At 71.3% G+C, this 22,006-nt stretch carries 20 protein-coding genes and 1 tRNA gene; 12 read left to right on the plus strand and 9 right to left on the minus strand.

Going from position 1 to position 22,006, the window contains the following annotated elements:
• The first annotated feature begins 5 nt into the window (after nt 1-5).
• From CFRA_RS03550 to CFRA_RS03560, 3 genes are all read left to right on the plus strand, one after another.
• A complete protein-coding gene (locus CFRA_RS03550) occupies nt 6-698 on the plus strand; it encodes a GNAT family N-acetyltransferase (protein ID WP_075663488.1) in 693 nt (230 codons plus the stop codon).
• 93 nt (nt 699-791) lie between these two features.
• On the plus strand, nt 792-1,976 hold the full coding sequence (gene sepX, locus CFRA_RS03555) for a divisome protein SepX/GlpR (protein WP_245797665.1): 1,185 nt from the start codon (nt 792-794) through the stop codon (nt 1,974-1,976).
• 78 nt (nt 1,977-2,054) lie between these two features.
• A tRNA-Ala gene (locus tag CFRA_RS03560) sits at nt 2,055-2,127 on the plus strand.
• An 83-nt stretch (nt 2,128-2,210) separates the two neighbouring features.
• Here CFRA_RS03560 and CFRA_RS03565 read toward each other — a convergent pair.
• Nucleotides 2,211-2,831, minus strand: a complete 621-nt coding sequence (locus tag CFRA_RS03565; RefSeq protein ID WP_075663490.1) for a DJ-1/PfpI family protein — start codon at nt 2,829-2,831, stop codon at nt 2,211-2,213.
• Between the two features lie 289 nt (nt 2,832-3,120).
• Here CFRA_RS03565 and CFRA_RS03570 point away from each other — a divergent pair, with 289 nt between their 5' ends.
• Nucleotides 3,121-3,384, plus strand: coding sequence for a hypothetical protein (locus CFRA_RS03570; RefSeq protein ID WP_075663491.1), 264 nt, complete (start codon nt 3,121-3,123; stop codon nt 3,382-3,384).
• Here CFRA_RS03570 and CFRA_RS03575 read toward each other — a convergent pair whose 3' ends face one another.
• Nucleotides 3,385-3,852, minus strand: coding sequence for a DUF4442 domain-containing protein (locus tag CFRA_RS03575; RefSeq protein ID WP_245797667.1), 468 nt, complete (start codon nt 3,850-3,852; stop codon nt 3,385-3,387). It lies immediately after the preceding gene.
• A gap of 63 nt (nt 3,853-3,915) precedes the next feature.
• Nucleotides 3,916-4,524 carry a DNA-3-methyladenine glycosylase I gene (locus CFRA_RS03580; protein ID WP_075663492.1) on the minus strand — a complete coding sequence of 203 codons (609 nt, stop codon included), beginning with the start codon at nt 4,522-4,524 and terminating at the stop codon, nt 3,916-3,918.
• Nucleotides 4,525-4,581: 57 nt separating this feature from the next.
• On the opposite strand from CFRA_RS03580, the gene CFRA_RS03585 reads away from it, so the two are divergent.
• Both CFRA_RS03585 and CFRA_RS03590 read left to right on the plus strand, forming a co-directional pair.
• Nucleotides 4,582-4,986, plus strand: coding sequence for a DoxX family protein (locus CFRA_RS03585; RefSeq protein ID WP_075663493.1), 405 nt, complete (start codon nt 4,582-4,584; stop codon nt 4,984-4,986).
• Nucleotides 4,983-5,696, plus strand: a complete 714-nt coding sequence (locus CFRA_RS03590; protein ID WP_075663494.1) for a zf-HC2 domain-containing protein — start codon at nt 4,983-4,985, stop codon at nt 5,694-5,696. Before CFRA_RS03585 ends, CFRA_RS03590 begins: the two co-directional genes overlap by 4 nt.
• Before the next feature lie 35 nt (nt 5,697-5,731).
• Here the strand turns inward: CFRA_RS03590 and CFRA_RS03595 are convergent, their stop codons facing one another.
• A complete protein-coding gene (locus CFRA_RS03595) occupies nt 5,732-7,303 on the minus strand; it encodes a dolichyl-phosphate-mannose--protein mannosyltransferase (RefSeq protein ID WP_415684039.1) in 1,572 nt (523 codons plus the stop codon).
• Nucleotides 7,304-7,347: 44 nt separating this feature from the next.
• On the opposite strand from CFRA_RS03595, the gene rsmI reads away from it, so the two are divergent.
• The 6 genes from rsmI (at nt 7,348) to CFRA_RS03625 (ending at nt 17,787) form a co-directional block, all read left to right on the plus strand.
• Nucleotides 7,348-8,211, plus strand: a complete 864-nt coding sequence (rsmI, locus tag CFRA_RS03600) for a 16S rRNA (cytidine(1402)-2'-O)-methyltransferase (RefSeq protein WP_075664844.1) — start codon at nt 7,348-7,350, stop codon at nt 8,209-8,211.
• Nucleotides 8,212-8,417: 206 nt separating this feature from the next.
• Nucleotides 8,418-10,160 (plus strand): BCCT family transporter, encoded by a 1,743-nt coding sequence (locus tag CFRA_RS03605; protein ID WP_245797739.1) that lies wholly within the window; start codon nt 8,418-8,420, stop codon nt 10,158-10,160.
• Between the two features lie 46 nt (nt 10,161-10,206).
• Nucleotides 10,207-12,039, plus strand: a complete 1,833-nt coding sequence (gene metG / locus CFRA_RS03610; protein ID WP_075663496.1) for a methionine--tRNA ligase — start codon at nt 10,207-10,209, stop codon at nt 12,037-12,039.
• Nucleotides 12,018-13,229: an MFS transporter gene (locus CFRA_RS03615; protein WP_075663497.1), complete on the plus strand. Its 1,212-nt coding sequence runs from the start codon at nt 12,018-12,020 to the stop codon at nt 13,227-13,229. The genes metG and CFRA_RS03615 overlap by 22 nt, the downstream gene beginning before the upstream one ends.
• A gap of 10 nt (nt 13,230-13,239) precedes the next feature.
• Entirely contained in the window at nt 13,240-15,333 is a 2,094-nt protein-coding gene (locus tag CFRA_RS03620) for a RecQ family ATP-dependent DNA helicase (RefSeq protein WP_075663498.1), read from the plus strand.
• Between the two features lie 105 nt (nt 15,334-15,438).
• The gene (locus CFRA_RS03625; RefSeq protein WP_075663499.1) at nt 15,439-17,787 is read left to right on the plus strand and encodes a hypothetical protein; all 2,349 of its coding nucleotides are present in this window, start codon (nt 15,439-15,441) and stop codon (nt 17,785-17,787) included.
• On the opposite strand, the gene CFRA_RS03630 is transcribed toward CFRA_RS03625, so the two are convergent.
• The 5 genes from CFRA_RS03630 to CFRA_RS11715 form a co-directional block, all read right to left on the minus strand.
• On the minus strand, nt 17,677-18,168 hold the full coding sequence (locus tag CFRA_RS03630; protein WP_075663500.1) for a GNAT family N-acetyltransferase: 492 nt from the start codon (nt 18,166-18,168) through the stop codon (nt 17,677-17,679). The two genes, CFRA_RS03625 and CFRA_RS03630, sit on opposite strands and share 111 nt — an antisense overlap.
• Nucleotides 18,169-18,231: 63 nt before the next feature.
• Nucleotides 18,232-19,131 (minus strand): aldo/keto reductase, encoded by a 900-nt coding sequence (locus CFRA_RS03635; RefSeq protein WP_211272336.1) that lies wholly within the window; start codon nt 19,129-19,131, stop codon nt 18,232-18,234.
• A 105-nt stretch (nt 19,132-19,236) separates the two neighbouring features.
• On the minus strand, nt 19,237-19,971 hold the full coding sequence (locus tag CFRA_RS03640) for a cyclase family protein (protein WP_075663501.1): 735 nt from the start codon (nt 19,969-19,971) through the stop codon (nt 19,237-19,239).
• A 14-nt stretch (nt 19,972-19,985) separates the two neighbouring features.
• Complete coding sequence (locus CFRA_RS03645; protein ID WP_083666808.1) at nt 19,986-20,885, minus strand: phosphotransferase family protein; 900 nt, start codon at nt 20,883-20,885, stop codon at nt 19,986-19,988.
• A 12-nt stretch (nt 20,886-20,897) separates the two neighbouring features.
• Nucleotides 20,898-21,989: a trimeric intracellular cation channel family protein gene (locus CFRA_RS11715; protein WP_245797669.1), complete on the minus strand. Its 1,092-nt coding sequence runs from the start codon at nt 21,987-21,989 to the stop codon at nt 20,898-20,900.
• Nucleotides 21,990-22,006 lie beyond the last annotated feature (17 nt).

A 22,006-nucleotide genomic window follows, 5' to 3' on the forward strand; every position in this document is an offset into this window, starting at 1 on the left:
CGCGGGTGATCGACCTCTTCGGGCTGCGGCGCGCGCGTCGGGCGCGCCCCGCCACCGGCGACCCGCACCCCGACCACCCCGGCTGGCCCGAGGTCACCGAGACGGTGCGGCTCACCGACGGCGGGCAGCTGCGCCTGCGCCCGATGACCAGCTCCGACGGCGACCCCTGGCGTGCGATGCGGGTGGCCGACGAGCCCTTCCTGCGCCCGGTCGAGCCGACGCTTCCCGGCGGCTGGGCCCAGGGCCACACCCCGGCGCAGTGGTGGGCGCACTTCATGGAGCTGCGCGCCGCGGCGAACGCGGGCACCGTTGTGCCGATGGCCATCGAGCTCGACGGCCGCTTCGTCGGCCAGGTCACCCTGGGCAACATCCAGCACGGGCCCGTCTCGGAGTGCTGGATCGGCTACTGGGTCCACTCCGCCTGCACGGGCCGCGGCGTGGCCACGGCCGCCTGCGCCCTGGGCACCGACCACGCTTTCCGACGCGTGCGGCTGCACCGCGTCACCGCCACCTTCCTGCCGGCCAACCCCGCCTCCGGGCGGGTGCTGCACCACAACGGCTTCCACGACGAGGGCGTGCTGCGCGGCAACCTGCACATCAACGGCCGCTGGCAGGACCACAACTTCGTCGCCCAGCTCGCCGGCGAGCACCGCGGCACCTGTGTCGAGCGGCTGCGCGCCGCGCGCCGGATCGCCTGACACCCGGCGTGGCGGGCCGGGGCAGCGGTACCCCACGGATAACCTGACAGTGAACAACTGTCCCCGTCGTCCTGAAAGGTGATGGTCGCGGCCATGTCCGGTGGAATTGTCCTGGTGCTCGTCATCGTCCTCTGGCTCTTCGTGCTCGCTCCGCTGTGGCTGCGCGGCCAGAAGCCGATCCGCAAGGCCGGCGAGGCCTTCGACGAGACCCGCGTGGTCTACGAGGGCGGCACCGAGCTGCCGCGCGCCGCCCGTGGCCCCCGCGTCGGTGCCGCCGACGTGCGCGAGGCCCGCGGGGAGGACGCGGACGAGGACTACGAGATCGTCTCGGCCGACGCCGCGGACGAGGAGAACGTCGACGACGTGCTCATCGACGAGCGTGAGGAGAAGGACGACCACGCCACCTCCGACGAGGTCATCGACGGCGACGTCGTCCGCGAACTCGAGGCCGGGGACACGGTCACCGAGCCCGTCGCCGAGGCCGACGACGGGGAGCTCCCGGAGGCGGAGCCCGCCCCCGGCGACGAGGACACCTACGAGCTGGCCGAGACCTTCACCTCCCCGGAGGACCTGCTCTACCCGGACGCCACCCGCCGCACCCGCGGCGAGGCGATCCGCGTCGTGCGCGACGAGGAGGCCGCCGGGGACGCGGCCGACTCCGACGCTGACGCCGATGCCGACGACAACTCGGACATCGCCGACGCCGGCTCTGAGGTCGCCGCCACCGCGACCGCCGCGGGCACCGACCGCGTCGACGACGAGTCGAGCCTCGCCGACGCCGCGGAGGAGCTGACCGAGGAGGAGCTCGAGTTCGCCGCCAGTCGGCGCGGCCGCGGCGGCTGGGACCCCGAGGCCGACGAGCGTCACAGCCTGGACCGCTACCAGCGTCGCCGCCGCACCCTCTACGCACTGGCCGGCGTCGTCGTGGCCACCCTGATCCTCGGTGTCATCGCCGGCGGCTGGGTCTGGCTGGCCCCGGTGCTCGCCGTGGCGCTCACGGCCGCCTACCTGGTCGCCCTGCGCAGCCAGGTGCGCCAGGAGCAGGCGCTGCGCGCCCGCCGCATCCGCCAGCTGCGCCGCGCCCGCCTCGGCGTGCGCCACCGCGACGACGAGGCGCTCGCCATCCCGCGCGCGCTGCGTCGCCCGGGCGCGATCGTCGTGGAGCTCGACGACGAGAGCCCGGACTTCTCCACCCTGCGTACCGTCGAGTCGCCCTTCGGCCACGGCGGTGACGACGAGCCGCGCGCCGGCTCCTACCGCGACCGCGTCGCGGGCTGAACGGGCTCAAAAATCCCCTCACCTGCCGGTTAGGTGTTTCAGGTACCGCCGACTATGGTGTTGGGGGTGCCCGGCACTGGGGCTATAGCTCAGTTGGTAGAGCGTCGCGTTCGCAATGCGAAGGTCAGGGGTTCGATTCCCCTTAGCTCCACAGATCACGAAACCCCTGGTCGAAGAGACCAGGGGTTTCGTCGTGTCTATGCACATGAGCGGTTGCCAGTGGGGCCTACGCGTTCAGGCGGCCTCCAGAGCGCTCAAGAGGCGGCTGAAGTGCGTGGGATCTGCCGTGTCGTAATAGTCGAACCAGGCGTCGATCGCTTCCTGGGGATACAGCCCCAGCTGTTCGATGATCAGTTTGGCCCAGAGGAGAGGCCCCGCTGAACTGGCTGTCACAACGTGCTCATTCGCGACAGCGGCCGCATGCTCGTAGAGGTGCTCGCCCCGGTATGACCCGACCGCCGTGAGAAACTCGGGGGCGTTGCTCGTGTGGCGGCGCGTATCGAGCAGGCCTCTGCCTGCGAGGCCGAGTGTGGCCCCGCAAATTGCTGCGACGGTGCCGTCGTGTTCAAGGACTTCTTCGGCGAGGTCGAGCACGTGGCGTCGATCGTCCGCCAACCAGGTGTCTGCGCCGATCAGGACGAGGGCGTCGAGGTCTGCCGGGACAACGTCCTCGACGATGCTGTCGGGGACGACCGTCATGCCGCCCACAGTGGTGACGGGGTCGGGGGTATCGGCCACGAAACGCACGTCGCAGACGGGATTCGGCAGTGCGTTCTGAAGCGAGATCCCCTGCAGAAGATAACCGTGTTCCCAGTCGGCCATCGTGTCCTGGATGTAGATGCAGATGTGCTTCACGAAGTTTCCCTCACATGCTGGAGCTGAACGCGGTTTGTCGAGACGAGCGTAAGGGTACCGCCGGGCGTGGTGGAGCACTTGACCGGACGGTCTGCAGTTCAGCTGCGGGTCTCGCTGCGGTCCACCGCCACGAGGCCGCAGAATCACCGGCTTGACGGCAGAGGAGGGGCCGGGGGAGGGGAGGCCCGGGCGGCGGCCGGTGGTTGTTCGGCCGGAACCGGTTCTCTTCACCGCCCGCGCGAGCCCGAACCGCGTTAATGTGTGGGCACCACGCACGGAGAGGAAGCACGTGAGCGAGTTCTACTACAACGACCCCTTCAACGGCGGCAGGCGCCGCATCGAGGCCGCCGAGGGCAGCCGCTACGTCGTCGTGCGGCAGCGCACCGGCGGTCCGCTCGAGGCGCTGGAGTGCTTCGCGGACCACGACGCGGCCCGCGAGCTCGTCGTCGGCGAGCTCGAGCGCGCCGCGCGCACCGTCGACGAGCTCGGCTACGGCGAGGACGTGCGGGTCACCCACATGAACCTCAAGCCGATGCCCGTCTTCGACGCCTGACTAGCGCTTCTTGAGCCGGTAGTAGACCTGCCGGCGGTGCCGGGCGATGACGGTGCCGGACTCGTCGACGGCTTCGGCCTCGAACCAGTGCAGGTACTTCGAGCCGTCCGCCGTCTTCTCCCGGATGACCTTCAGGTCCTCCTCGGTGACCTCGACGACGACGCGGATGCGCCCGTGGCCGGGCTTGAGGAACTGCACCTCGGCGGCGGTGTCCCAGACGTAGTAGCCGCCGCCGAGCTGCATCATCGAGCTGAGCATGAAGAACGGGTCGATCATCGACATCAGCGTGCCGCCGAAGGCCGTCTTGACCGCGTTGCGCGTCAGGACGTTCGGGCGGTGCTCGATGACGAAGCGTGAGCCGTCCTCGGCGGCCTCGGCCACCTTCACCCCGGCGCCCAGGTAGGGCGGCCAGAGCCACATGAAGCGGCGCAGGTTGGTCGCGTTGAAGATCTTCTTGTTCAGGGCCACTGTGTGGGCTCCAATCCGTGTCGGGGCAGTGACGTCCGCTACAGATGTAGCACGCCCGCCGGCCTAGCGGGGCCAGATTCCGGAGCAGCCCCGCCGGTGCGAGTCCATCAGATGGGTGTCGACGACGCCGACGGCCTCCATCAGCGCGAACATCGTCGTCGGCCCGACGAAGCGGAAGCCCGCCTTCTTCAGGTCGCGCGCCAGCGCCTCGGACTCGGGGGAGACCGTGGGCACCTCCGACATCGTGCGCGGCTCCGGGGTGCGCTCCGGCCGGTGCGACCAGACCAGGTCCACCAGGCCGCCGTGGGCGCGCAGCGCCACGGTGGCCCGGGCGTTGTGCACCGCGGCGTCGATCTTGGCCGCATTGCGGATCAGCGCGGCGTCGGAAAGCAACCGCTGTCTGTCGCCCTCGTCGAAGGCGGCGACGACGTCGGGGACGAAGCCGGCGAAGGCCTCCCTAAACGCCGGGCGTTTGCGCAGCACCGTCGCCCAGGACAGTCCCGCCTGGAAGCCCTCGAGCACGATGCGCTCGTAGAGCCCCGTCTCGTCGCGCACGGGTACGCCCCACTCGGTGTCGTAGTACTCGCGCAGCAGGGGGTCGCGCGCCGCCCACGGCGGGCGGCGCAGGCCGTCGTCGCACAGCACGGTGCCGTCGTTCTCAGAATCTCTCATGTCAGGTATGACTCCCGGAGACCAGTCTACGGTTCCACGGAAGGTACCCTGGGCTTCATGGACAGGCCCGCGGTGAGAGACGCCATGCTGCTCATTCTGCGCGTCGTGCTCGGCGTCATCTTCGTCGCCCACGGCTGGCGCATCCTGCTCATCGACGGGATCGCGGAGACGACCGGCCAGTTCAGCGCCTGGGGCGTGCCCCAGCCGGCGCTCTCGGCCTGGGTCGCCGCGCTCGGCCAGCTGCTCTGCGGCGCGCTGCTCTGCGTCGGCCTGCTGACCACCGCCGTGGCCGGGGTGCTCGCCGTCTTCGTCGCCGCCGCGGCCTACCTGGTGCACCTGGACAACGGGCTCTTCAACGTCGACGGCGGGCTCGAGTACCCGCTCGTGCTCATCGCCGCGCTGCTGGTCATCGTCGTCTTCGGCACCGGGCGCGCGAGCGTCGACGGGGTGTTGTCGCGATGATCGGCCACGAGGACATCCAGGACGAGCTCTCCGCCCGCCTCGACGGCGAACCCGGCCGGCTCTCCGACGACGTCGTGGAGGCCCACCTGGCCGCCTGCGAGCGGTGCCGCGCCTTCTACGAGCGCGCCCGCTCCCTGAAGGACATGCTCGGCTCCGACGAGCCCGAAAAGGTCGAGCCGCAGGCCGTGGCCCCCGACCTGACCGCCGAGATCCTCGCCGAGGTCGAGACCGAGTGGCGCCGCGCCGCCGGCACCCGCCAGGCGCTCCTGGCCACCTGCCGGGTCGTGCTCGTCGTCGCCGGGCTGCTCTTCGCCGTCTGGGCCGTGATGACGGTGGCCGCCACCGGCGGGCTGACCACCACCGACACCGAGGCCGGGGTGCTCGCCCCGGACGCGCAGCCGGAGCTGGCCGCGATGCTCGGCCAGGCCGCCGCGGTGCGCCTGGCCACGGCCATCACCCTCTTCTTCGGCGCGTGGCGCCCGCGGATCCTGCCCGGCTTCCTGGTCTTCCTGTGCGCGTGCACCATGTTCAACCTGGGCTTCGCCATGCGCGACCTGGTCCTCGACCTGGCCGGCACCGTCCAGGTCGCCGGGCTGCTGCTCTACGCGGTGACCACCGTCGTCGCCGCCGTCGCCTGCTGGCTGTCCTGGGACGCCGGGCGCGCCGGCGGCTGGCGCATCCTCGGCGCCGGGCCCTCGGAGCTCGGCTGACCCCACGGCTGTGCCCGTGTCCGGGCCTGCGGGACTCAGTGCCAGCTCGGCAGCCACATCAGCTGCTGGTACCAGAACTCGGGGACGAGGATCCCGTAGAGGATCGGGGAGAAGTAGACGAACATCGCGACCACCAGGCCGAGGTAGCAGACCACGGCGAAGGTGCCCGTGCGCAGCGGCCGGCCCGCCAGCGCGGTGACGGCCCGCGAGTGCAGCGGGCGCCCGGCGCCGACGAGCCCCGCGGCCGCCAGCGCGATGAGCAGGACGATGAAGGGCGCCAGCGGCTCGGCGTAGAAGAAGTACATCTGGCGGTCGTAGGTGGCCAGCCACGGCAGGAAGCCCGCGGCGAAGCCGATCAGCGGCACCGCGAAGCGCACGTCGCGGCGCACCAGAAGGCACCACAGGCCCCACAGCAGCGCCGGGACGGTCAGCCACCAGATCGCCGGGGTGCCGAAGAGGAAGATCATCCGCCGGCACTCGCCGGCCGCGCAGTCCACCCCGTCCGCGGACAGGTAGAGGATGGGCCGGCCCGAGACCAGCCAGGACCACGGCTTGGAGTCCCACGGGTGCGAGTGGCCCGAGGAGGTGGTCAGCCCGGCGTGGAAGTCCAGCACCGAGCGGTGGTAGTACAGCCACCCGGCCAGCCCGTCGGGCAGGTGGCTGAGCAGCGAGCCCGGCTCGATGCTGCCGTCGGCCGCCGCGTGCCGGTAGACGGAGGTCTCCGAGGCGAACCAGGCCCGCCAGGACCAGACGTAGACCAGCAACGGCACCAGCACCAGGGACGCCAGGGCAGGCACGGCGTCGCGAAGCAGTGCGCCCCACCAGGGGCTGCGCACACCGTAGCGGCGCCGCAGCAGCGCGTCGGCGCCCACGGAGGCCAGCCCGAAGAACGCGATGTAATAGAGGCCGGACCACTTCACCCCGCACGCCAGGCCCAGCAGCACGCCGGCGGTGAAGCGCCACCAGCGGAAGCCCATCCGCGGCCCGAGCCTCCCGCCCGCCAGCGGACCGGCCGCCCACGCCGCGTGCAGGCGGGCGTGCACCTGCCTGTGGTCGTTGACCAGCGCCCAGGCGGCCAGCACGATGAAGAGGACCTGGAAGATGTCGAGCATGCCGAAGCGGGAGCCGACCAGCAGCACGCCGTCGAAGACGGCCAGCACACCCGCGATCAGCGCCACCCGCCGGCTCGCGCTGAGCTGGCGGGCCAGGCCCATCGTCGCGAGCACCACGCCCACGCCGAAGGCCGCGCCGACCACGCGCCAGCCCCACGGCGAGTAGCCGAAGACGTGCTCGCCGAGCGCGATGAACTGCTTGGCCACCGGCGGGTGCACCACGAGCCCGTAGCCCGGGTTCGACTCGATGCCGCCGGTCAACGGGTTGTCCTGGGAGAGCACCATGTCCCAGGCCTGGGGCACGTAGTGCTTCTCGTCGAAGACGGGCGTGCCCGAGGACGTCGAGCCGCCGAGGCCGAGGAAGCGGGTCAGCGCCGCCAGCAGGCCGACGACGAGGAAGGACAGGGTGTCCGCGCGGCCCCAGGGCAGGGTCGCGGGCGGGCGCGGCGCGGGTCGCGCCACGCGGAGGGGGCGGTGGCTCGCGGTGGTGGTCACCCGGCTGATTGTAGGCCCGCGGGGCCTGTGGGATGCTGGCAGGCATGGACGAGCGTCAGGAAGAGTCAGGCGCCCCGGCACTGCCCCGGGGCGTGATCGTGGCGGCCACGCCGCTGGGCAACATCGACGACGCCTCCCCGCGCCTGCGCGCCGCGCTCGCGGGCGCCGACGTCGTCGCCGCCGAGGACACCCGGCGCACCCGGGCCCTGGCTGCCGCGCTGGGCCTGGAGATCCGCGGGCGCGTGGTCTCCAACTTCGACCACAACGAGGCGCGCCGGGCGGAGACGCTTCTCGACGCCGCGCGCCACGGCACCGTGCTCGTGGTCACCGACGCCGGCATGCCCGTCGTCTCGGACCCGGGCCTCACCCTCGTCGACGCCGCGCTCGACGCCGGCGTGCCCGTGACCTGCTTCCCGGGACCGTCGGCCGTGCCCACGGCGCTGGCGCTCTCGGGTCTGTCGGTCGGCCGCTTCATCTTCGACGGCTTCGCGCCGCGCAAGTCCGGCCGGCGCCGCAGCTGGCTGGAGTCGCTGAAGGGGGAGCGGCGTGCGGTCTGCTTCTTCGAGTCCCCGCACCGGCTCGCCGAGACGCTTCACGACGCCGCGCAGGTGCTCGGCGCGCAGCGGCGCGCCGTGGTGTGCCGCGAGCTGACCAAGACCCACGAGGAGGTCGTGCGCGGCACGCTGGGCGAGCTGGCGGAGCGTGCCGACGCCGGCGTGCTGGGCGAGGTCACCGTGGTGCTCGACGGCTCCGACGGGGAGGAGACAGACGTGGCCGGGCTCGTCGACGCGGTGCTCGAGCGGGTGGCCGCCGGTGAGCGGCTCAAGGCCGTGTGCAAGGACGTCGCCGGGGCCGCCGGGGTCTCCTCGCGCGAGCTCTACGAGGCCGCTCTCGCCGCCCGTGGCTGAGATGGTCATGACAACTTCCGGTTAGCCAGCGGGACATTCTCCGCGTACCCTGAAAAGACGGTGCAGAAAAAGTAATCAATCTGACAGGGAAGGACGTCATGACCGATCGAGAAAGAGAGACAGCGGCTTCCGCGCCGGCTCCCGACCCCGATGAGGCGGTCGTGGCCCGGCAGGTCCCCGAGGAATACGAGACCGTCGCCGAGCAGATGGACAAGCGCTCCGCGACCGCGCAGCTCGACGACATGCTGCACTCCCGCGAGGAGATCGAGGCCGAGCTCGCCAACCCGGAGAAGGTCGAGCTCGCCGCCGAGAGCGACTCGAACCGCATCAACTGGGTCGTCGTCGGCATCGCCGGCGCGATCGTCCTGGCCACCGTGCTGTGGGGCCTGCTCGGCGCCGACAGCTTCGCCGACTTCGCGGCCTCCGCGCTCGACGTCGTCGTCAACAACCTGGGCTGGGCCTTCGTGCTCTTCGGCACCGTCTTCGTCGTCTTCGTCATCGTCATCGCGCTCAGCCACTTCGGCACGATCCGGCTGGGGCAGGTGAACGAGGAACCGGAGTTCAACAGGGTCTCCTGGATCGCGATGATGTTCGCCGCCGGCATGGGCATCGGCCTGATGTTCTACGGCGCCAGCGAGCCGCTGAACTTCTACCGCGACGGCGTGCCCGGCCGCGGCACCGAGGACGTCTCCGCGTCCATGGCCTCCGCGATGTTCCACTGGACCCTGCACCCCTGGGCGATCTACGCGATTGTCGGCCTGGCCATCGCCTACTCCACGTTCCGCATCGGCCGTAAGCAGCTGATCTCCTCGGCCTTCGTGCCGCTGATCGGCGAGAAGAACGCCAACGGCTGGGTCGGCCAGCTCATCGACATCCTGGCCATCTTCGCCACCGTCTTCGGCACCGCCTGCTCCCTGGGCCTGGGCGCCCTGCAGATCGGCGCCGGCCTGACCGCCGCCGGCTTCGTCGACTCCGTGGGCAACCAGCTCATCGTCGGCATCGTCGCCGTGCTGACCCTGGCCTTCCTGCTGTCCGCCATGTCGGGCGTGGGCAAGGGCATCCAGTACCTGTCCAACACGAACATGGTGCTGGCCGCCATCCTGGCCATCTTCGTCTTCGTCGTCGGCCCGACCCTGGCCGTGCTCAACCTGATCCCGGGCACCGTCGGCGCCTACCTGGCGGACTTCTTCGACATGGCCTCGCGCACCGCGACCAACTCCGACGGCGAGTGGCTGTCGAGCTGGACCATCTTCTACTGGTCCTGGTGGATCTCCTGGTCGCCGTTCGTCGGCATGTTCCTGGCCCGCATCTCGCGCGGCCGCACCATCCGCGAGTTCTGCCTCGGCGTGCTCTTCGTGCCCGCCGGCGTCTCCATGATCTGGTTCGCCATCTTCGGCGGCACCGCGATCACCATGGAGCGCGAGGGCGAGTCCATCTGGGGCGACGGCAGCGCCGAGACCCAGCTGTTCAACCTGCTGCACAACCTGCCGGCCGGTGAGATCGTCGGCGTCGTCGCCGTGATCCTGCTGGGCACCTTCTTCATCACCTCGGCCGACTCGGCCTCCACGGTGATGGGCTCGATGTCCATGTTCGGCCGCTCCGACGCCAACCCCTGGGTCTCCGCCTGCTGGGGCCTGGCCACCGCCCTGATCGGCATGACCCTGCTCATCTCCGGCGGCGACGACGCGCTGAACAACGTCCAGAACGTCACCATCGTCGCGGCCGCGCCCTTCCTGGTGATCATCATCCTGCTGATGTTCGCCATCGTGAAGGACCTGAGCAGCGACGTCATCTACCGCGACTACGTCGAGGACGCGGACTTCAGCCGCCGCCTGTCCCGCGAGCGTCGCATCCGCGCCGCCCAGCTGCGCGCCAAGGCGCTGACCGAGCGCTACTCCGAGCGCACCGGTCGCCCGCGCGGCGCGGCGGCCGACACCGCGGAGGACTAGACCCCTCCCCGGTGCGCCGGGCCGGGCGCCCAGTAGAGTGTCACCCATGAACGACACTGTGCTTGTCTCGGTTGCCTGGCCCTACGCCAACGGCCCGCGCCACATCGGTCACGTGGCCGGCTTCGGCGTCCCCTCGGACGTCTTCGCCCGCTACCAGCGAATGCGTGGCGCGGACGTGCTGATGATCTCCGGCACCGACGAGCACGGCACCCCGCTGCTCGTCCAGGCGGACAAGGAGGGCGTCAGCGTCCAGGAGCTGGCGGACCGCTACAACCGCCAGATCGTCGAGGACCTCGCGGGCCTCGGCCTCTCCTACGACCTGTTCACCCGTACCAGCACCCGCAACCACTACGCGGTGGTCCAGGAGCTCTTCCGCGGCCTGCTGGACAACGGGTACATGATCCGCCAGAAGACCCTCGGCGCCGTCTCGCCGTCGACCGGGCGCACCCTGCCGGACCGCTACATCGAGGGCACCTGCCCGATCTGCGGAGCCGACGGCGCGCGCGGCGACCAGTGCGACAACTGCGGCAACCAGCTCGACCCCGTGGACCTGATCAAGCCGGTGAGCAAGATCAACGGCGAGGCCCCGGAGTTCGTCGAGACCGAGCACTTCCTGCTCGACCTGCCCGCGCTGGCCGGCGCCCTGGAGAAGTGGCTCAAGACCCGCGACTCCTGGCGCCCCAACGTGCTGAAGTTCTCGCTGAACCTCCTCGGCGACCTGCACCCGCGCGCGATGACCCGCGACATCGACTGGGGCATCCCGGTGCCGGTCGAGGGCTGGCAGGACAACAACGCCAAGAAGCTCTACGTCTGGTTCGACGCCGTCGTCGGCTACCTCTCCGCCTCCATCGAGTGGGCCTGGCGCAGCGGCGACCCCGAGGCCTGGAAGAAGTGGTGGCAGGACCCGGAGGCCACCAGCTACTACTTCATGGGCAAGGACAACATCACCTTCCACTCCCAGATCTGGCCCGGCGAGCTCCTCGGCTACGCCGGCAAGGGCGACAAGGGCGGCGAGGTCCACCGCTACGGCGAGCTGAACCTGCCCACCGAGGTCGTCTCCTCCGAGTTCCTGACGATGTCCGGCTCGAAGTTCTCCTCCTCCAAGGGCGTGGTCATCTACGTCAAGGACTTCCTGCGCGAGTTCGGCCCGGACCCGCTGCGCTACTTCATCGCGGTGGCCGGCCCGGAGAACAACGACACCGACTTCACCTGGGACGAGTTCGTCCGCCGCATCAACAACGAGCTGGCCAACGGCTGGGGCAACCTGGTCAACCGCACCGTGTCGATGGCGCACAAGAACTTCGGCCAGGTGCCCGCCCCGGCCGCGCTCGAGGCCGCCGACGAGGAGATCCTCGGCCTGGCCGAGCGCACCTTCGACGAGGCCGGCGAGCTGCTCGCCCAGTCGAAGTTCAAGGCCGCCATCACCGCCGTGATGCACGTCGTCGGCGAGGCCAACGCCTACATCGCCGACCAGGAGCCCTGGAAGCTGGCGAAGGACGAGTCCGCCCGCGAGCGCCTGGCCACCGTGCTGTGGACCGCGCTGCAGGTCGTCAGCGACTGCAACACGATGCTCACCCCGTTCCTGCCGCACACCGCCCAGGCCGTCCACGAGACCCTCGGCCGCTCCGGCGTGTGGGCCGCCGAGCCGCGCGTCGAGGAGGTCACCGACGACATGCCGGTCGACCTCGTCGGCGTCGGCCTGCCGGAGGAGGGGCGCACCTACCCGGTGATCATGGGCGACTACGCCGAGGAGAAGGCCCGCTGGGCCCGCGTCGACGTCGAGCCGGGCACCCCGCTGGCCAAGCCGAAGCCCCTGATCGCCAAGCTCGACCCCGAGCTCGCCGAGACCGGACCTGAATGGGCTCCCGTCGCCGAGTAGGGCGCGTCACCGCCGCGCTGGCCTTCGTCGCGATCTTCCTCGCGGCGCTCAACCTGCGCGCCGGCATCGCCTCCGTCGGACCCGTCCTCGCCGACGTCCTCGCCTGGTACTCCGCCGGCGGGGCCCTGGCGGGCCTGGTCACGGCCATGCCCTGCTTCTTCTTCGGGGTGATGGGCCTGGCCGCCGTGCCGCTGGCCCGCCGCGTCGGGCTCTCCCGCGCGCTGCTCGGCGGCATGGTGCTGACCACCGTCGGGCTCGGGGTGCGCCCCTGGGTCGGCTCGGTGTGGGCCTTCCTCGTGCTCACCGCCTGCGTGGTGGCGGGCATCGCGCTGTCCAACGTGCTCATCCCCGCCTGGGTCAAGACCCACGGCGGGCGCAACATGGTCACGCTGATGACCGTCAACTCCTCGGTGCTCGGCCTCTCCGGCGCGCTCGGCCCGCTCTCCGCGGGCCTGGCCCACGAGCCCGGCGGCTGGCGCCACGCCCTGTTCATCTGGGTGTGGCTCTCGGTCGCCCAGGTCCTCGCCTGGGTGATCGTCGCCTGGCGTACCGGCTACGACTTCCCGCGCAGCGGCACCCGTGGCTCCGGCCCGGCCGTCCCGCTGCGCCGCTCGCCGACGGCCGTCGCACTCACCGCCTACTTCGGGCTGCAGTCCCTGCAGGCCTACACGCAGATGGGCTGGCTGCCGCAGATCCTCATCGACTCCGGCCAGTCCCGGGGGATCGGTTCGCTGGCGCTGTCGATCACCCTCGTGCTCGGCATCCTCGGCGGCCTGGTCATGCCCGCCGCCCTCGCCCGCGCCGAGTCGCCGCAGGTCTACCCGGTCCTCTTCGCCGCGCTGACCGCGCTCGGCTGGGTCGGCGTGCTCCTCGCCCCGTCCTGGTCGGTCCTCTGGGCCTTCGTCCTCGGCGTCGGCGGCTGGTCGTTCCCCACGGCGCTCAACCTGATCGTCGTGCGCGCCCGCGACCCCGAGGTCGCCGCCCGCCTGTCCGGCTTCGTCCAGCCGGTCGGCTACTTCCTGGCCATGCTCGCCCCGCTGGCCGTCGGCTTCGTCTACCGCCCGGAGATGGACTGGACCGTCGTCATCCTGGTCCTCGCCGGCCTCGCCGTGGCGAAGGGCGTGGTCGGCCGCCGCGCCGCCCGCCCGGTGCTCGTCGACGACGAACTCGCCGTCGCGCGCCCCTGTTAGGTTGGCGGACATGGACACCCGTACCTCCCGCGCCGCCGCCGAGGAGCTGCTGCGCGGCATCGCCGGCCCCGACGCCCGCCTGCGCGACGACCAGTGGCGCGCGATCGACGCCCTCGTCAACGAGCACCGCCGCATGCTCGTCGTCCAGCGCACCGGCTGGGGCAAGTCCGCGGTCTACTTCATCGCCGCCAAGCTGCTGCGCGCCGCAGGCCGTGGCCCGACGCTGATCATCTCCCCGCTGCTCGCCCTCATGCGCAACCAGGTCGCCGCCGCCTCGGGCGCGGGCATCCGCGCCGAGACCCTCAACAGCTCGAACATGACCCGCTGGGACGCCGTCGAGGCCGCCATCGCCGCCGACGATGTCGACGTCCTGCTCATCTCCCCGGAGCGCCTGAACAACCCCTCCTTCCGCGACGAGGTCCTGCCGCACCTGGCCGCCGGGGTGGGCATGGTCGTCGTCGACGAGGCGCACTGCATCTCCGACTGGGGCCACGACTTCCGCCCCGACTACCGCCGCATCCGCGACCTGCTCGCCGGGCTGCAGGCTGAGGTCCCCGTCCTGGCCACCACGGCCACCGCCAACGACCGCGTGGTCGCCGACGTCCAGGCCCAGCTCGGCGCCGACACCGGGGTGCTGCGCGGCGGGCTCGACCGCGAGTCGCTGTCGCTGTCCGTGCTGCGCCTCGAGGACACCACCGAGCGCGCCGCCTGGCTGGCCGCCCACCTCGGCGAGCTGCCCGGCTCCGGCATCGTCTACTGCCTGACCGTCGCCGCCGCCGAGGACCTCGCCGGTGCCCTCGAGGCCGCCGGCTGGGACGTCGCCGCCTACACCGGCCGCACCGAGGCCGAGGAGCGCGAGCGCCTCGAGCGCGCCCTGCTGAACAACGAGGTCAAGGCCCTGGTGGCCACCTCCGCGCTCGGCATGGGCTTCGACAAGCCGGACCTCGGCTTCGTCGTCCACCTCGGCGCGCCGTCGTCACCCGTGGCCTACTACCAGCAGGTCGGCCGCGCCGGCCGCGGCACCGAGCACGCCGAGGTCCTGCTGCTCCCGGGCGCCGAGGACGCCGACATCTGGGCCTACTTCGCCTCCGTCTCCTTCCCGGACGAGGACACCGTCCGCGAGCTGCTCGGCGTCCTCGAGGCCGAGGGCACGCTCTCGACGGTCAAACTCGAGGCCCGCGTCGACCTCTCGCGCTCCCGCCTCGAGCAGACCCTCAAGGTCCTCGACGTCGACGGTGCGGTCCGTCGCGTGCGCGGCGGCTGGGAGCCCACCGGGGCGCCCTGGAGCTACGACGCCGAGCGCTACCACGGCCTGACGGTCGCCCGCCGCGCCGAGCAGCGCGCCATGGTCGACTACGAGACCACCGACGGTTGCCGCATGCTCTTTTTGCGCCGCCAGCTCGACGACCCGCTCGTCGACGCGGACACGCCCGGCTGCGGGCGCTGCGACAACTGCACCGGCCGGCACTGGTCGCCCGAGATCGACGCCGAGGTCTCCACCACCGTCGACGCGCGCCTCTCCGCACCCGGGGTGCGCGTCGCGCGGCGTCGGCAATGGCCCACCGGCATCGCCGTGCGCGGCAGGATCGCCGGAATCGGCGACGGTCGCGCGTTGGGGCGCCTCAACGACATCGCGCGCGGGCCCGCGCTCAAGGAGCTTCTCGACGCCGCGTCGTGGCGCCCGGGTGCGAACTGGCGCGCGGACGAGTGGTTGCGGCGCCTGGTCGCCGTGCTCGCCGACTGGGACTGGGACCGCCGGCCGGTCAGCGTCGTCGCGCTCGGCTCGACCGATCCGGCGCGCACGGAGATGGTGCTCGCCGCCGCCCGCGCGCTCGCCGAGGTCGGCCAGATGAGCTTCGCGGGGTTGCTGCCCGTGCGCGCGGGACGCGGCGAGGTCGCCGCGCAGAACTCCGCCTACCGAGTCACCGCGCTGCTCGACCACTTCGACATCGAGGAGTGGTCGGCGGCCGGGCCCGTCGAGGGGCCGATCCTGCTGGTCACCGACCTCGTCGACACCGGGTGGTCGGTCACCGTCGCCGGCTGGCGTCTGCACGAGGCCACCGGCGCCGAGGTGCTCCCGCTCGCCTTCGCCCTCCGGGGCTGAGCCGGCGCTCCGGGGAGCGCTCCGCACCGGGGGAGCGGTGGGTGACTCGGCCGTTTAGCCTCTGCCTCGGCAGACAAAACGAGAAGAGACGACCGGAGGCGGGCCATGACGAAGGGTGCGGAAGCGGACGGCAAGAAGTCGGGTGGGAGGAGCCACTCGACCTGGAACGCGGGGGAGCTCGCCTGGGTCCCCGAGGGGTACCTGACCGATGAACTGCCGGACTGGCGGATCGCCAGCTTCGCGATCATCCTCCCCATGCCGCAGCTCTTCGGCGGGTGCTCGGAAGACGGGGGTGATGAGCGTCTGCTGGATCTCGCGGGGAAGGAGATCGCGGGGAGACCGTGGCGGCCCGGGCGTTTCAAGGGGATGAAGGGCGTTGAGGTCCTGTGGCAGCGGGGTACCTCGAACTCTGACTCGGGCTCGGACTCGCCCAAGTGGGGAGAGCACCCCGCCGGTGAAAACAGGTGGGACAACATGAAGTCGACGTTCTACCACGGCGCAAAATCCCGGTTCCCGGGAGGACTCCGTGAGGCGGTGGGCGCGGAGTTCTCGGACTGCGACCTCAAGTCGCGGAACGACGGTGACGACTTCCGCGCGCCGGAGACGTGGGCGGATGTCGGTGTCCGGCACAAGCACAGGATGCACATGCACAACGTCACCTTCGACGGTGACGACGAGGTCACTTTCGAGCTGGCTGACGAAGTCGACGGAAAGGAGCGGAGAAACGGCGCAAGCTGCGAGCTCAAGGCGGTCGAGGTACTCGAGTACCAGGATGTCCGTGTGCACGAGGACTTCCGGAACTCCGACAGGAAGTCCGATGAACCCACGCCGGGCGCGAATCTGCTGACCGAGTCCGCCCGCGAGGTCTCCGTGATCTGCCGATTTCTCGTGCTGCACGTCTGGGCGCAGAACTGCAGTTCCTGGCAGCTCGAGAGGCTCTCGCAGAGCCTCTCTCGGCCCCGCGGGAAGTTCACGGCCTACACCCGTGACGAGGAGAAGATCGAGAAGTTCTCCCCGGTCAGTCACTTCGCCGGTCTCGCGATCGACGGGATCTGGCCGGAGGAGAAGTCGGCGCCGATCAAACTGAAGTCCGGCGGTTTTCTCGATTACGTGACCATGGAGGACCGGGAAGCGGGCAAGGGAAATGAGCCCGGGGCCCCGACGCTCTCAGAACGGCAGTACAGCCGCCCGCAGCGCGTCGTCGTGGCCATCCCCGCAAAGGCCCAGGTCGCTCCGTTCCCTGAGGTCGAGAACTACCTGCTGCGCGCGGAGGAGGAGGGGGAGGAGACGGACGTCGCCTGGTCCGACGCGGACATCTGCGCATGGCAGTTGTCCACGGGGGCGGACCGCTATTTCGACGCCGTGCCGGACTTCCACCGCGCGGTCGCGCGTCCGACCGACGTCCCCCTGGAGCACTGGCGGGTGTCGTCGGCGACCGAGGGCTTCGCGATGGTGCGGATAGACACCGCGGATCCGGTCGCGGGCAAGTTCTGGTCTCTGGTCCCGACACGCTACGTCGATCTGATCGTCCTCCAGATGCGCGCCCTCGAGACGATCAGCATGCTCACCACCAACCTGAGGAACTGCCGGGTCTCGGGGAAGGCCCCCGGAAACGAGTCGGAAGGCTGTTTCCTGGACGAGGTGCGCGGGAACCTGGGGAGACTGCAGCAGATCCAGACGGACTTCGTGGAGTTCCGGGACAGACTCTGGTTCAGCTCCGTCTACCGGCACCCCTTCGACGAGCGGCTCATGCTCGACACGAAGTGCTCGCTCGGGCTCGACATCATGTTCAAGGACTTCACGGAGGAGCTCGCCCTGCGCGAGGAGATCTACAACGCGCAGTTCTCGATCCTCGGCACCGAGCAGCAGCGGGCGGAGAGCCGCCGGCGGCAGCAGCGTCAGGAGGACGAACGGAAGCAGGAGCAGAAACGGGAGCACGAATGGCAGGTGCAGCAACAGCAGCGTCAGGAGGACCAGGAGAGACGCGCGAGGGAGCAGCAGGAGGAGGACGCCCACCGGCGTAGGCGCCAGGAGGAGCGCGAGGAGGAACAGCAGCGGCGGGAGAAGTCCTCGAGCCGCATGAACCTCGCCCTGGCCTGCGCCTCCGCGTTCATCGGCGCGCCCGCGATCGTGGACATCATGGGCGTCGAGAAGGACCCGCTCGCGCTCCTGTGGACGGTCGGCATCGCCCTCGTGATCTTCGCGCTGGTCGGGCTGTTCATCACCTTCATGGAGGCGCCGGGGACCCGCAAGGCGTTCATCAAGCGGAACTGGAACAAGTTCCTCTTCCTGTGCGGCATGGAGAGCAGGCGCGAGGCCGCCGGCGAGGAGCCGCCCCGCAGCTCAGTCGAGGATGCGCTGCAGGTAGACCAGGGTCAGCCAGTTGCCGAACTTGCGCCCGACCTCGGGCATGCGGGCGACCTCCGTGAAGCCGAGACGCGCGTGCAGGCGTAGCGACGCCTCGTTGGTGGCGGTCACGCCCGCGACCATCACGTGCATGCCGGCCGCCCGGGCACGGTCGATCAGCTCCTCCATCAGCGTCGTGCCGAGCCCACGGCCCTGGGCGGCGGGGGAGAGGTAGACCGAGTTCTCCACGGTCAGGTCGTAGCCGGAGAAGCCCCGGAAGCTCGAGTAGCAGGCGTAGCCGAGGATCTCGCCGTCATCCTCGGCGACGATGACCGGCTGACCCCGGTCCTGGTGATCGCGCAGCCAGGCGGAACGGTCGGCGACGTCGACCTCCTCGTCGCGCCAGACCGCGTCGCCCTCGCGGATCGCCTGGTTGTAGATCTCCACGATCGCGGGGACGTCGGCGGCTCGTGCGTCTCGGATATCCATGCGGGCGAGGGTACCGCGTCACCGCGCCGCTACGGGAAGCCACCGCGCCGCCACGGGGCGGCGCTATCCCGCGGCGGCGTCGAGCCGCGCCTTCTGCTCCGCGGTGAGCCGCAGGTCGTCGGTCGCGAGGTTCTCCTCGAGGTGTTCGACGCTGCCGGTGCCCGTGATCGCGACCGTCGTCGGGTTCTCGGCCAGGTGCCAGGCCAGACCGACCTGCGTCGGGGTCGCCCCGAGCTCCGCGGCGACCTCGCGGACGGCCGGCAGGTCGCGTACCTGGGTCAGACCCGTCGCCTGCCCCACGCCGGCCCCGCCGCCGAGCGGGAAGTAGGGGATCCAGGCGATCTCCTCGCGCCCGCAGAGCTCGCGCAGTTCTCGTGCCTGCGGGTAGGCGAGGTTGTCGATGTTCTGCACCGCGGCGATGCCGGCGTCCAGGCCCGTGCGCACCTGCTCCGTGGTGACGTGGCTGAGCCCGATCGCGCCGATCTTGCCGGCCTCGCGCAGCGCGACCAGCTCAGCGAGCTGGTCCGCCAGCGAGACCTCGCCCTGCTCGCCCTCGGCCACCAGCCCGGGCAGGAAGTCCATGCGGCGCAGGAAGACCAGGTCCAGGCGGTCGGTGCCCAGCGAGCGGAGGTTCTCCTCGACCTCCCGGCGCAGCTCGGCGGGCAGCTGCGCCGCGGTCATCGGGAACCGGCCCGTGACCGGGCGCGCGCCGACCTTCGTGGCCACGAATACCTCGTCGAGGTCCCCGAACGCCTCGCGCAGCAGCTCGTTGGCGGTCTCCCCGCCGTAGAAGCGCGCGGTGTCGTAGTAGTCCACGCCGAGCTCCCGCGCCCGGCGCAGCAGCGCGACGGCGGCCTCGCGGTCTCCGCCGCCGGCGACCTTGCGCGCCAGCGGGCTCATGCCCAGCCCGATCCTGTTCACCTCGCGGCCGCCGACGGCCACGGTTCCCACAGTCGAATTCACCCCCGGAAGCTTACGCGCCAGAACCGGGATCCGACGTGCCAGAACCGGGATCCGACGTGTCAGAACACCGCCGCCTCGCGGGGCCCAGCAGCGCCGCCGCGCGGGTCAGAACACCGCCGCCGCGCGCGCCGGGAACCCCGAGGCCACCTCGGGGACCGGCCAGGTCGCCACGATCATCGCCCCCGTCGGCGGGACGGCCGCCAGACCTCGCATCGACTCGATCATCCAGCCGTCGTGCTCGAGCCACCACCGCTGCGCACGCAGGTCACCGGCCGAGACCCGCACACCCGGGTCGCAGTCGCAGGTCTCGTGTCCGACGGCCACCACCCCGCGCGCGGCGAGGACCTCGAGCGCCGACACACCCCAGCCGGGGGAGTGGAAGACACCCGCCGCGTCCGGGTTGTGCATCGCGTCGCCGGGCTCATCCCAGCGCCGCGACCACCCGGTGGCCAACGCGACGAAGCTGCCCTCCGGGATGCGGCCGTGCTCCGTCTCGAAGGCGGTGATGTGCGCGGCGGTGACCTCGAGGTCCACGTCGCGCTGCGCGACGTCGGCAAGCGGGAGGACCACCAGGGGCAGGACGGTGTCACGCACCGGCAGCTCGGCGAGCGTGCGGCCGCCGGCGGCGAAGTGCGCGGGCGCGTCGACGTGCGTGCCCCACTGGCCGATCAGCCCGAAGCGCTGCACCCACGCGCCGTCGTCGACGGTGCTGACGGTCTCGACCGTCTCGTCGGGGTCGCCGGGGAAGCTCGGCTGGCCGGGCGCGAAGCGGTGGGTCAGGTCCACCCAGCTCGCGGCGCGCAGCCGGCGGGCCACCTCCCACAGGTCGGCGGCGCCCACCGGGTCCCCGATACTCACCGCGCCCCCGGGCGGGTCGGCTCGGCGGCGGCCGCGAACATCGTGCGGGCGAGCGCGGCGTCGGTGCGCCCCGTGGTCAGGTGGTCGACCAGCAGGAACACGGAGTCCCAGCGGTGGTAGAGCCAGGCGCGGTCGAGGATGCCCGGGTCGGCGGGGCCGGTGTAGCGGTCGAGAACGCGGTCGGCGAGGTCGTCGGCGACGTCGGTCAGGTTGGCGAAGTCGACGGCCGGGTCGCCGACGTTCATGTCCGAAAGATCGATGACGCCCACGCGGTCGTCGTCGATGAGCACGTGGTCGACGGCCAGGTCACCGTGGACGGGGTGCGTCGCGCGCGCCGGGTCGAGCAGGCTGCGCGCCTCGCCGAGGATGCCGCGGGCGACGTCGAGTTCGTCCGGGCCCAGCGCGCCGGGCAGGGCCTCGGCGGCGCGGGCGTCGAGGAGGTCCATCTTCGCCGGCAGGCTGCGCGGGTGGTCGTTGGGGCGGCCGTCGCGGAACCAGGGCACCACCCCTTCGGCGGGTTCGGCGGTGTGCAGCACGGAGAGGAAGTCGGCGAGCTGGGCGACGATCCGTTCGCGCCGGTCCTCGGGCAGTCCCGCCCACAGCTCCGCGTCCAGCGGGACGCCGGGCACGCGGCGCTGGAGGGTCAGCCGGCCGTCGGGTGTGGTGCGCAGCGGGCGGGGCAGGGCGACCGTGGTGCGGTCGGCGAGCTGGTCGACGACGACCGCCTCGACGCGGGCCTGCTCGCAGTAGGTGTCGGTGAGCGGGCGGCGGGCGACGACGGAGTCGAAGACGACGACCGCGTGGTCGAGTCCCTGCTGCGGCACGGTCACCGTGCCGAGGTCCCCGAGGTCGGGCCAGGTCTCGGCGACCATCTTGACTAGACGATCCGGATCCATGGTTCCGCAATTCTAGTTGCGGGGCCCGGCGCTCCCGTCGTCCGTCTCTGCGTCGGCGTTCCCGGGCTCGGGTTCGGGCTCAGGCTCAGGCTGAGGCTCGGGCTCAGGGGGCTCGCCGGTCTCGAGGCGTTCGATGAGGTCCGGATCCGTGATCGCGGGGAACTCGGTGGTCTGCGGCCAGAGCGACTGGTGGGGGACGGTGAACTCGCCGGTCGGCGTGGGTTCGTCGCCCGGCCCGGGCTGCGCCTCGAAGCTTCCGGTCGCGTCGATCACGGGCTCCGCGACGGTTCCGTCATGCCCGGGTTGGCCAGGCTGACCCGCGGCCTGCTGCGCGGGCATGGCGCCCGTCGGCGGCGCCCCCGTCGCGGCGGTGACCGGATGGGTGGTCGGGTTGACCGGCTCGCCGGGCACCCAGCCCATGCCGCGCAGGCGTCGCAGGGTGCGCGGGCGCGCCCAGGACAGGCGCGGTCGCGGCACGGAGAGTGTCTGCGGTTCGGGCAGGGTCCAGCGGCGCCAGCGCGAGAGCACGCCGAGCACCGGGCACAGCACGATGCACATCGGCATCGCGATCGTCGGCTGGTCGAGCACCCCGATCACGGTCGCCGCGAGCGCCGAGCTCAGGATCGCGATGGTCGCGTAGAGGACACTGCCGCCGAAGATCGACGGGATGCGGTTGAGCAGCACGTCGCGGAGCATGCCGCCGCCGACGGCGGTGACCACGCCCATCGCGACCGCCGGCAGCCAGCCGAGCCCGAGGCTCAGTGCCTTGGTGACGCCGGTGGCGGTCCAGCAGCCCATACCGAAGAAGTCGATGAGCACGAGCGCGCGGTTGGTCCACTTGCCCGAGAGGTCGATGAAGAACGCGACGGCCGCGGCGATCAGCGCACCGAGGAGGTAGGCCCGGTCGGTCAGCATGACTGGGAAGCCGTGCCCCAGGAGCACGTCACGGATCATGCCGCCGCCCATGCCGGTCACGACGGCGAGCAGGATGAACCCGATCATGTCGAAGCGGAAGGCGCGGGCGGCGACTCCGCCGAGCAGGCCGTTGGCCACCACGCCCGAGACGTCGACTAACCGGAACAACGACTCCGAGTCAAACTCCACGGCCACCATCCTAGCTG

The organism is Corynebacterium frankenforstense DSM 45800 (genome assembly GCF_001941485.1).
GTDB lineage: Bacteria > Actinomycetota > Actinomycetes > Mycobacteriales > Mycobacteriaceae > Corynebacterium > Corynebacterium frankenforstense.

Excerpts from the sequence above, each read along its gene's own strand:
- CFRA_RS03625 (WP_075663499.1), top strand. The coding sequence starts at position 15,439 with ATGACGAAGGGTGCGGAAGCGGACGGCAAGAAGTCGGGTGGGAGGAGC.
- CFRA_RS03630 (WP_075663500.1), bottom strand. The coding sequence starts at position 18,168 with ATGGATATCCGAGACGCACGAGCCGCCGACGTCCCCGCGATCGTGGAG.
- sepX (WP_245797665.1), top strand. The coding sequence starts at position 792 with ATGTCCGGTGGAATTGTCCTGGTGCTCGTCATCGTCCTCTGGCTCTTC.
- metG (WP_075663496.1), top strand. The coding sequence starts at position 10,207 with ATGAACGACACTGTGCTTGTCTCGGTTGCCTGGCCCTACGCCAACGGC.
- CFRA_RS03620 (WP_075663498.1), top strand. The coding sequence starts at position 13,240 with ATGGACACCCGTACCTCCCGCGCCGCCGCCGAGGAGCTGCTGCGCGGC.
- CFRA_RS03590 (WP_075663494.1), top strand. The coding sequence starts at position 4,983 with ATGATCGGCCACGAGGACATCCAGGACGAGCTCTCCGCCCGCCTCGAC.
- rsmI (WP_075664844.1), top strand. The coding sequence starts at position 7,348 with ATGGACGAGCGTCAGGAAGAGTCAGGCGCCCCGGCACTGCCCCGGGGC.
- CFRA_RS03585 (WP_075663493.1), top strand. The coding sequence starts at position 4,582 with ATGGACAGGCCCGCGGTGAGAGACGCCATGCTGCTCATTCTGCGCGTC.
- CFRA_RS03615 (WP_075663497.1), top strand. The coding sequence starts at position 12,018 with ATGGGCTCCCGTCGCCGAGTAGGGCGCGTCACCGCCGCGCTGGCCTTC.
- CFRA_RS03645 (WP_083666808.1), bottom strand. The coding sequence starts at position 20,885 with ATGGATCCGGATCGTCTAGTCAAGATGGTCGCCGAGACCTGGCCCGAC.
- CFRA_RS03580 (WP_075663492.1), bottom strand. The coding sequence starts at position 4,524 with ATGAGAGATTCTGAGAACGACGGCACCGTGCTGTGCGACGACGGCCTG.
- CFRA_RS03605 (WP_245797739.1), top strand. The coding sequence starts at position 8,418 with ATGGACAAGCGCTCCGCGACCGCGCAGCTCGACGACATGCTGCACTCC.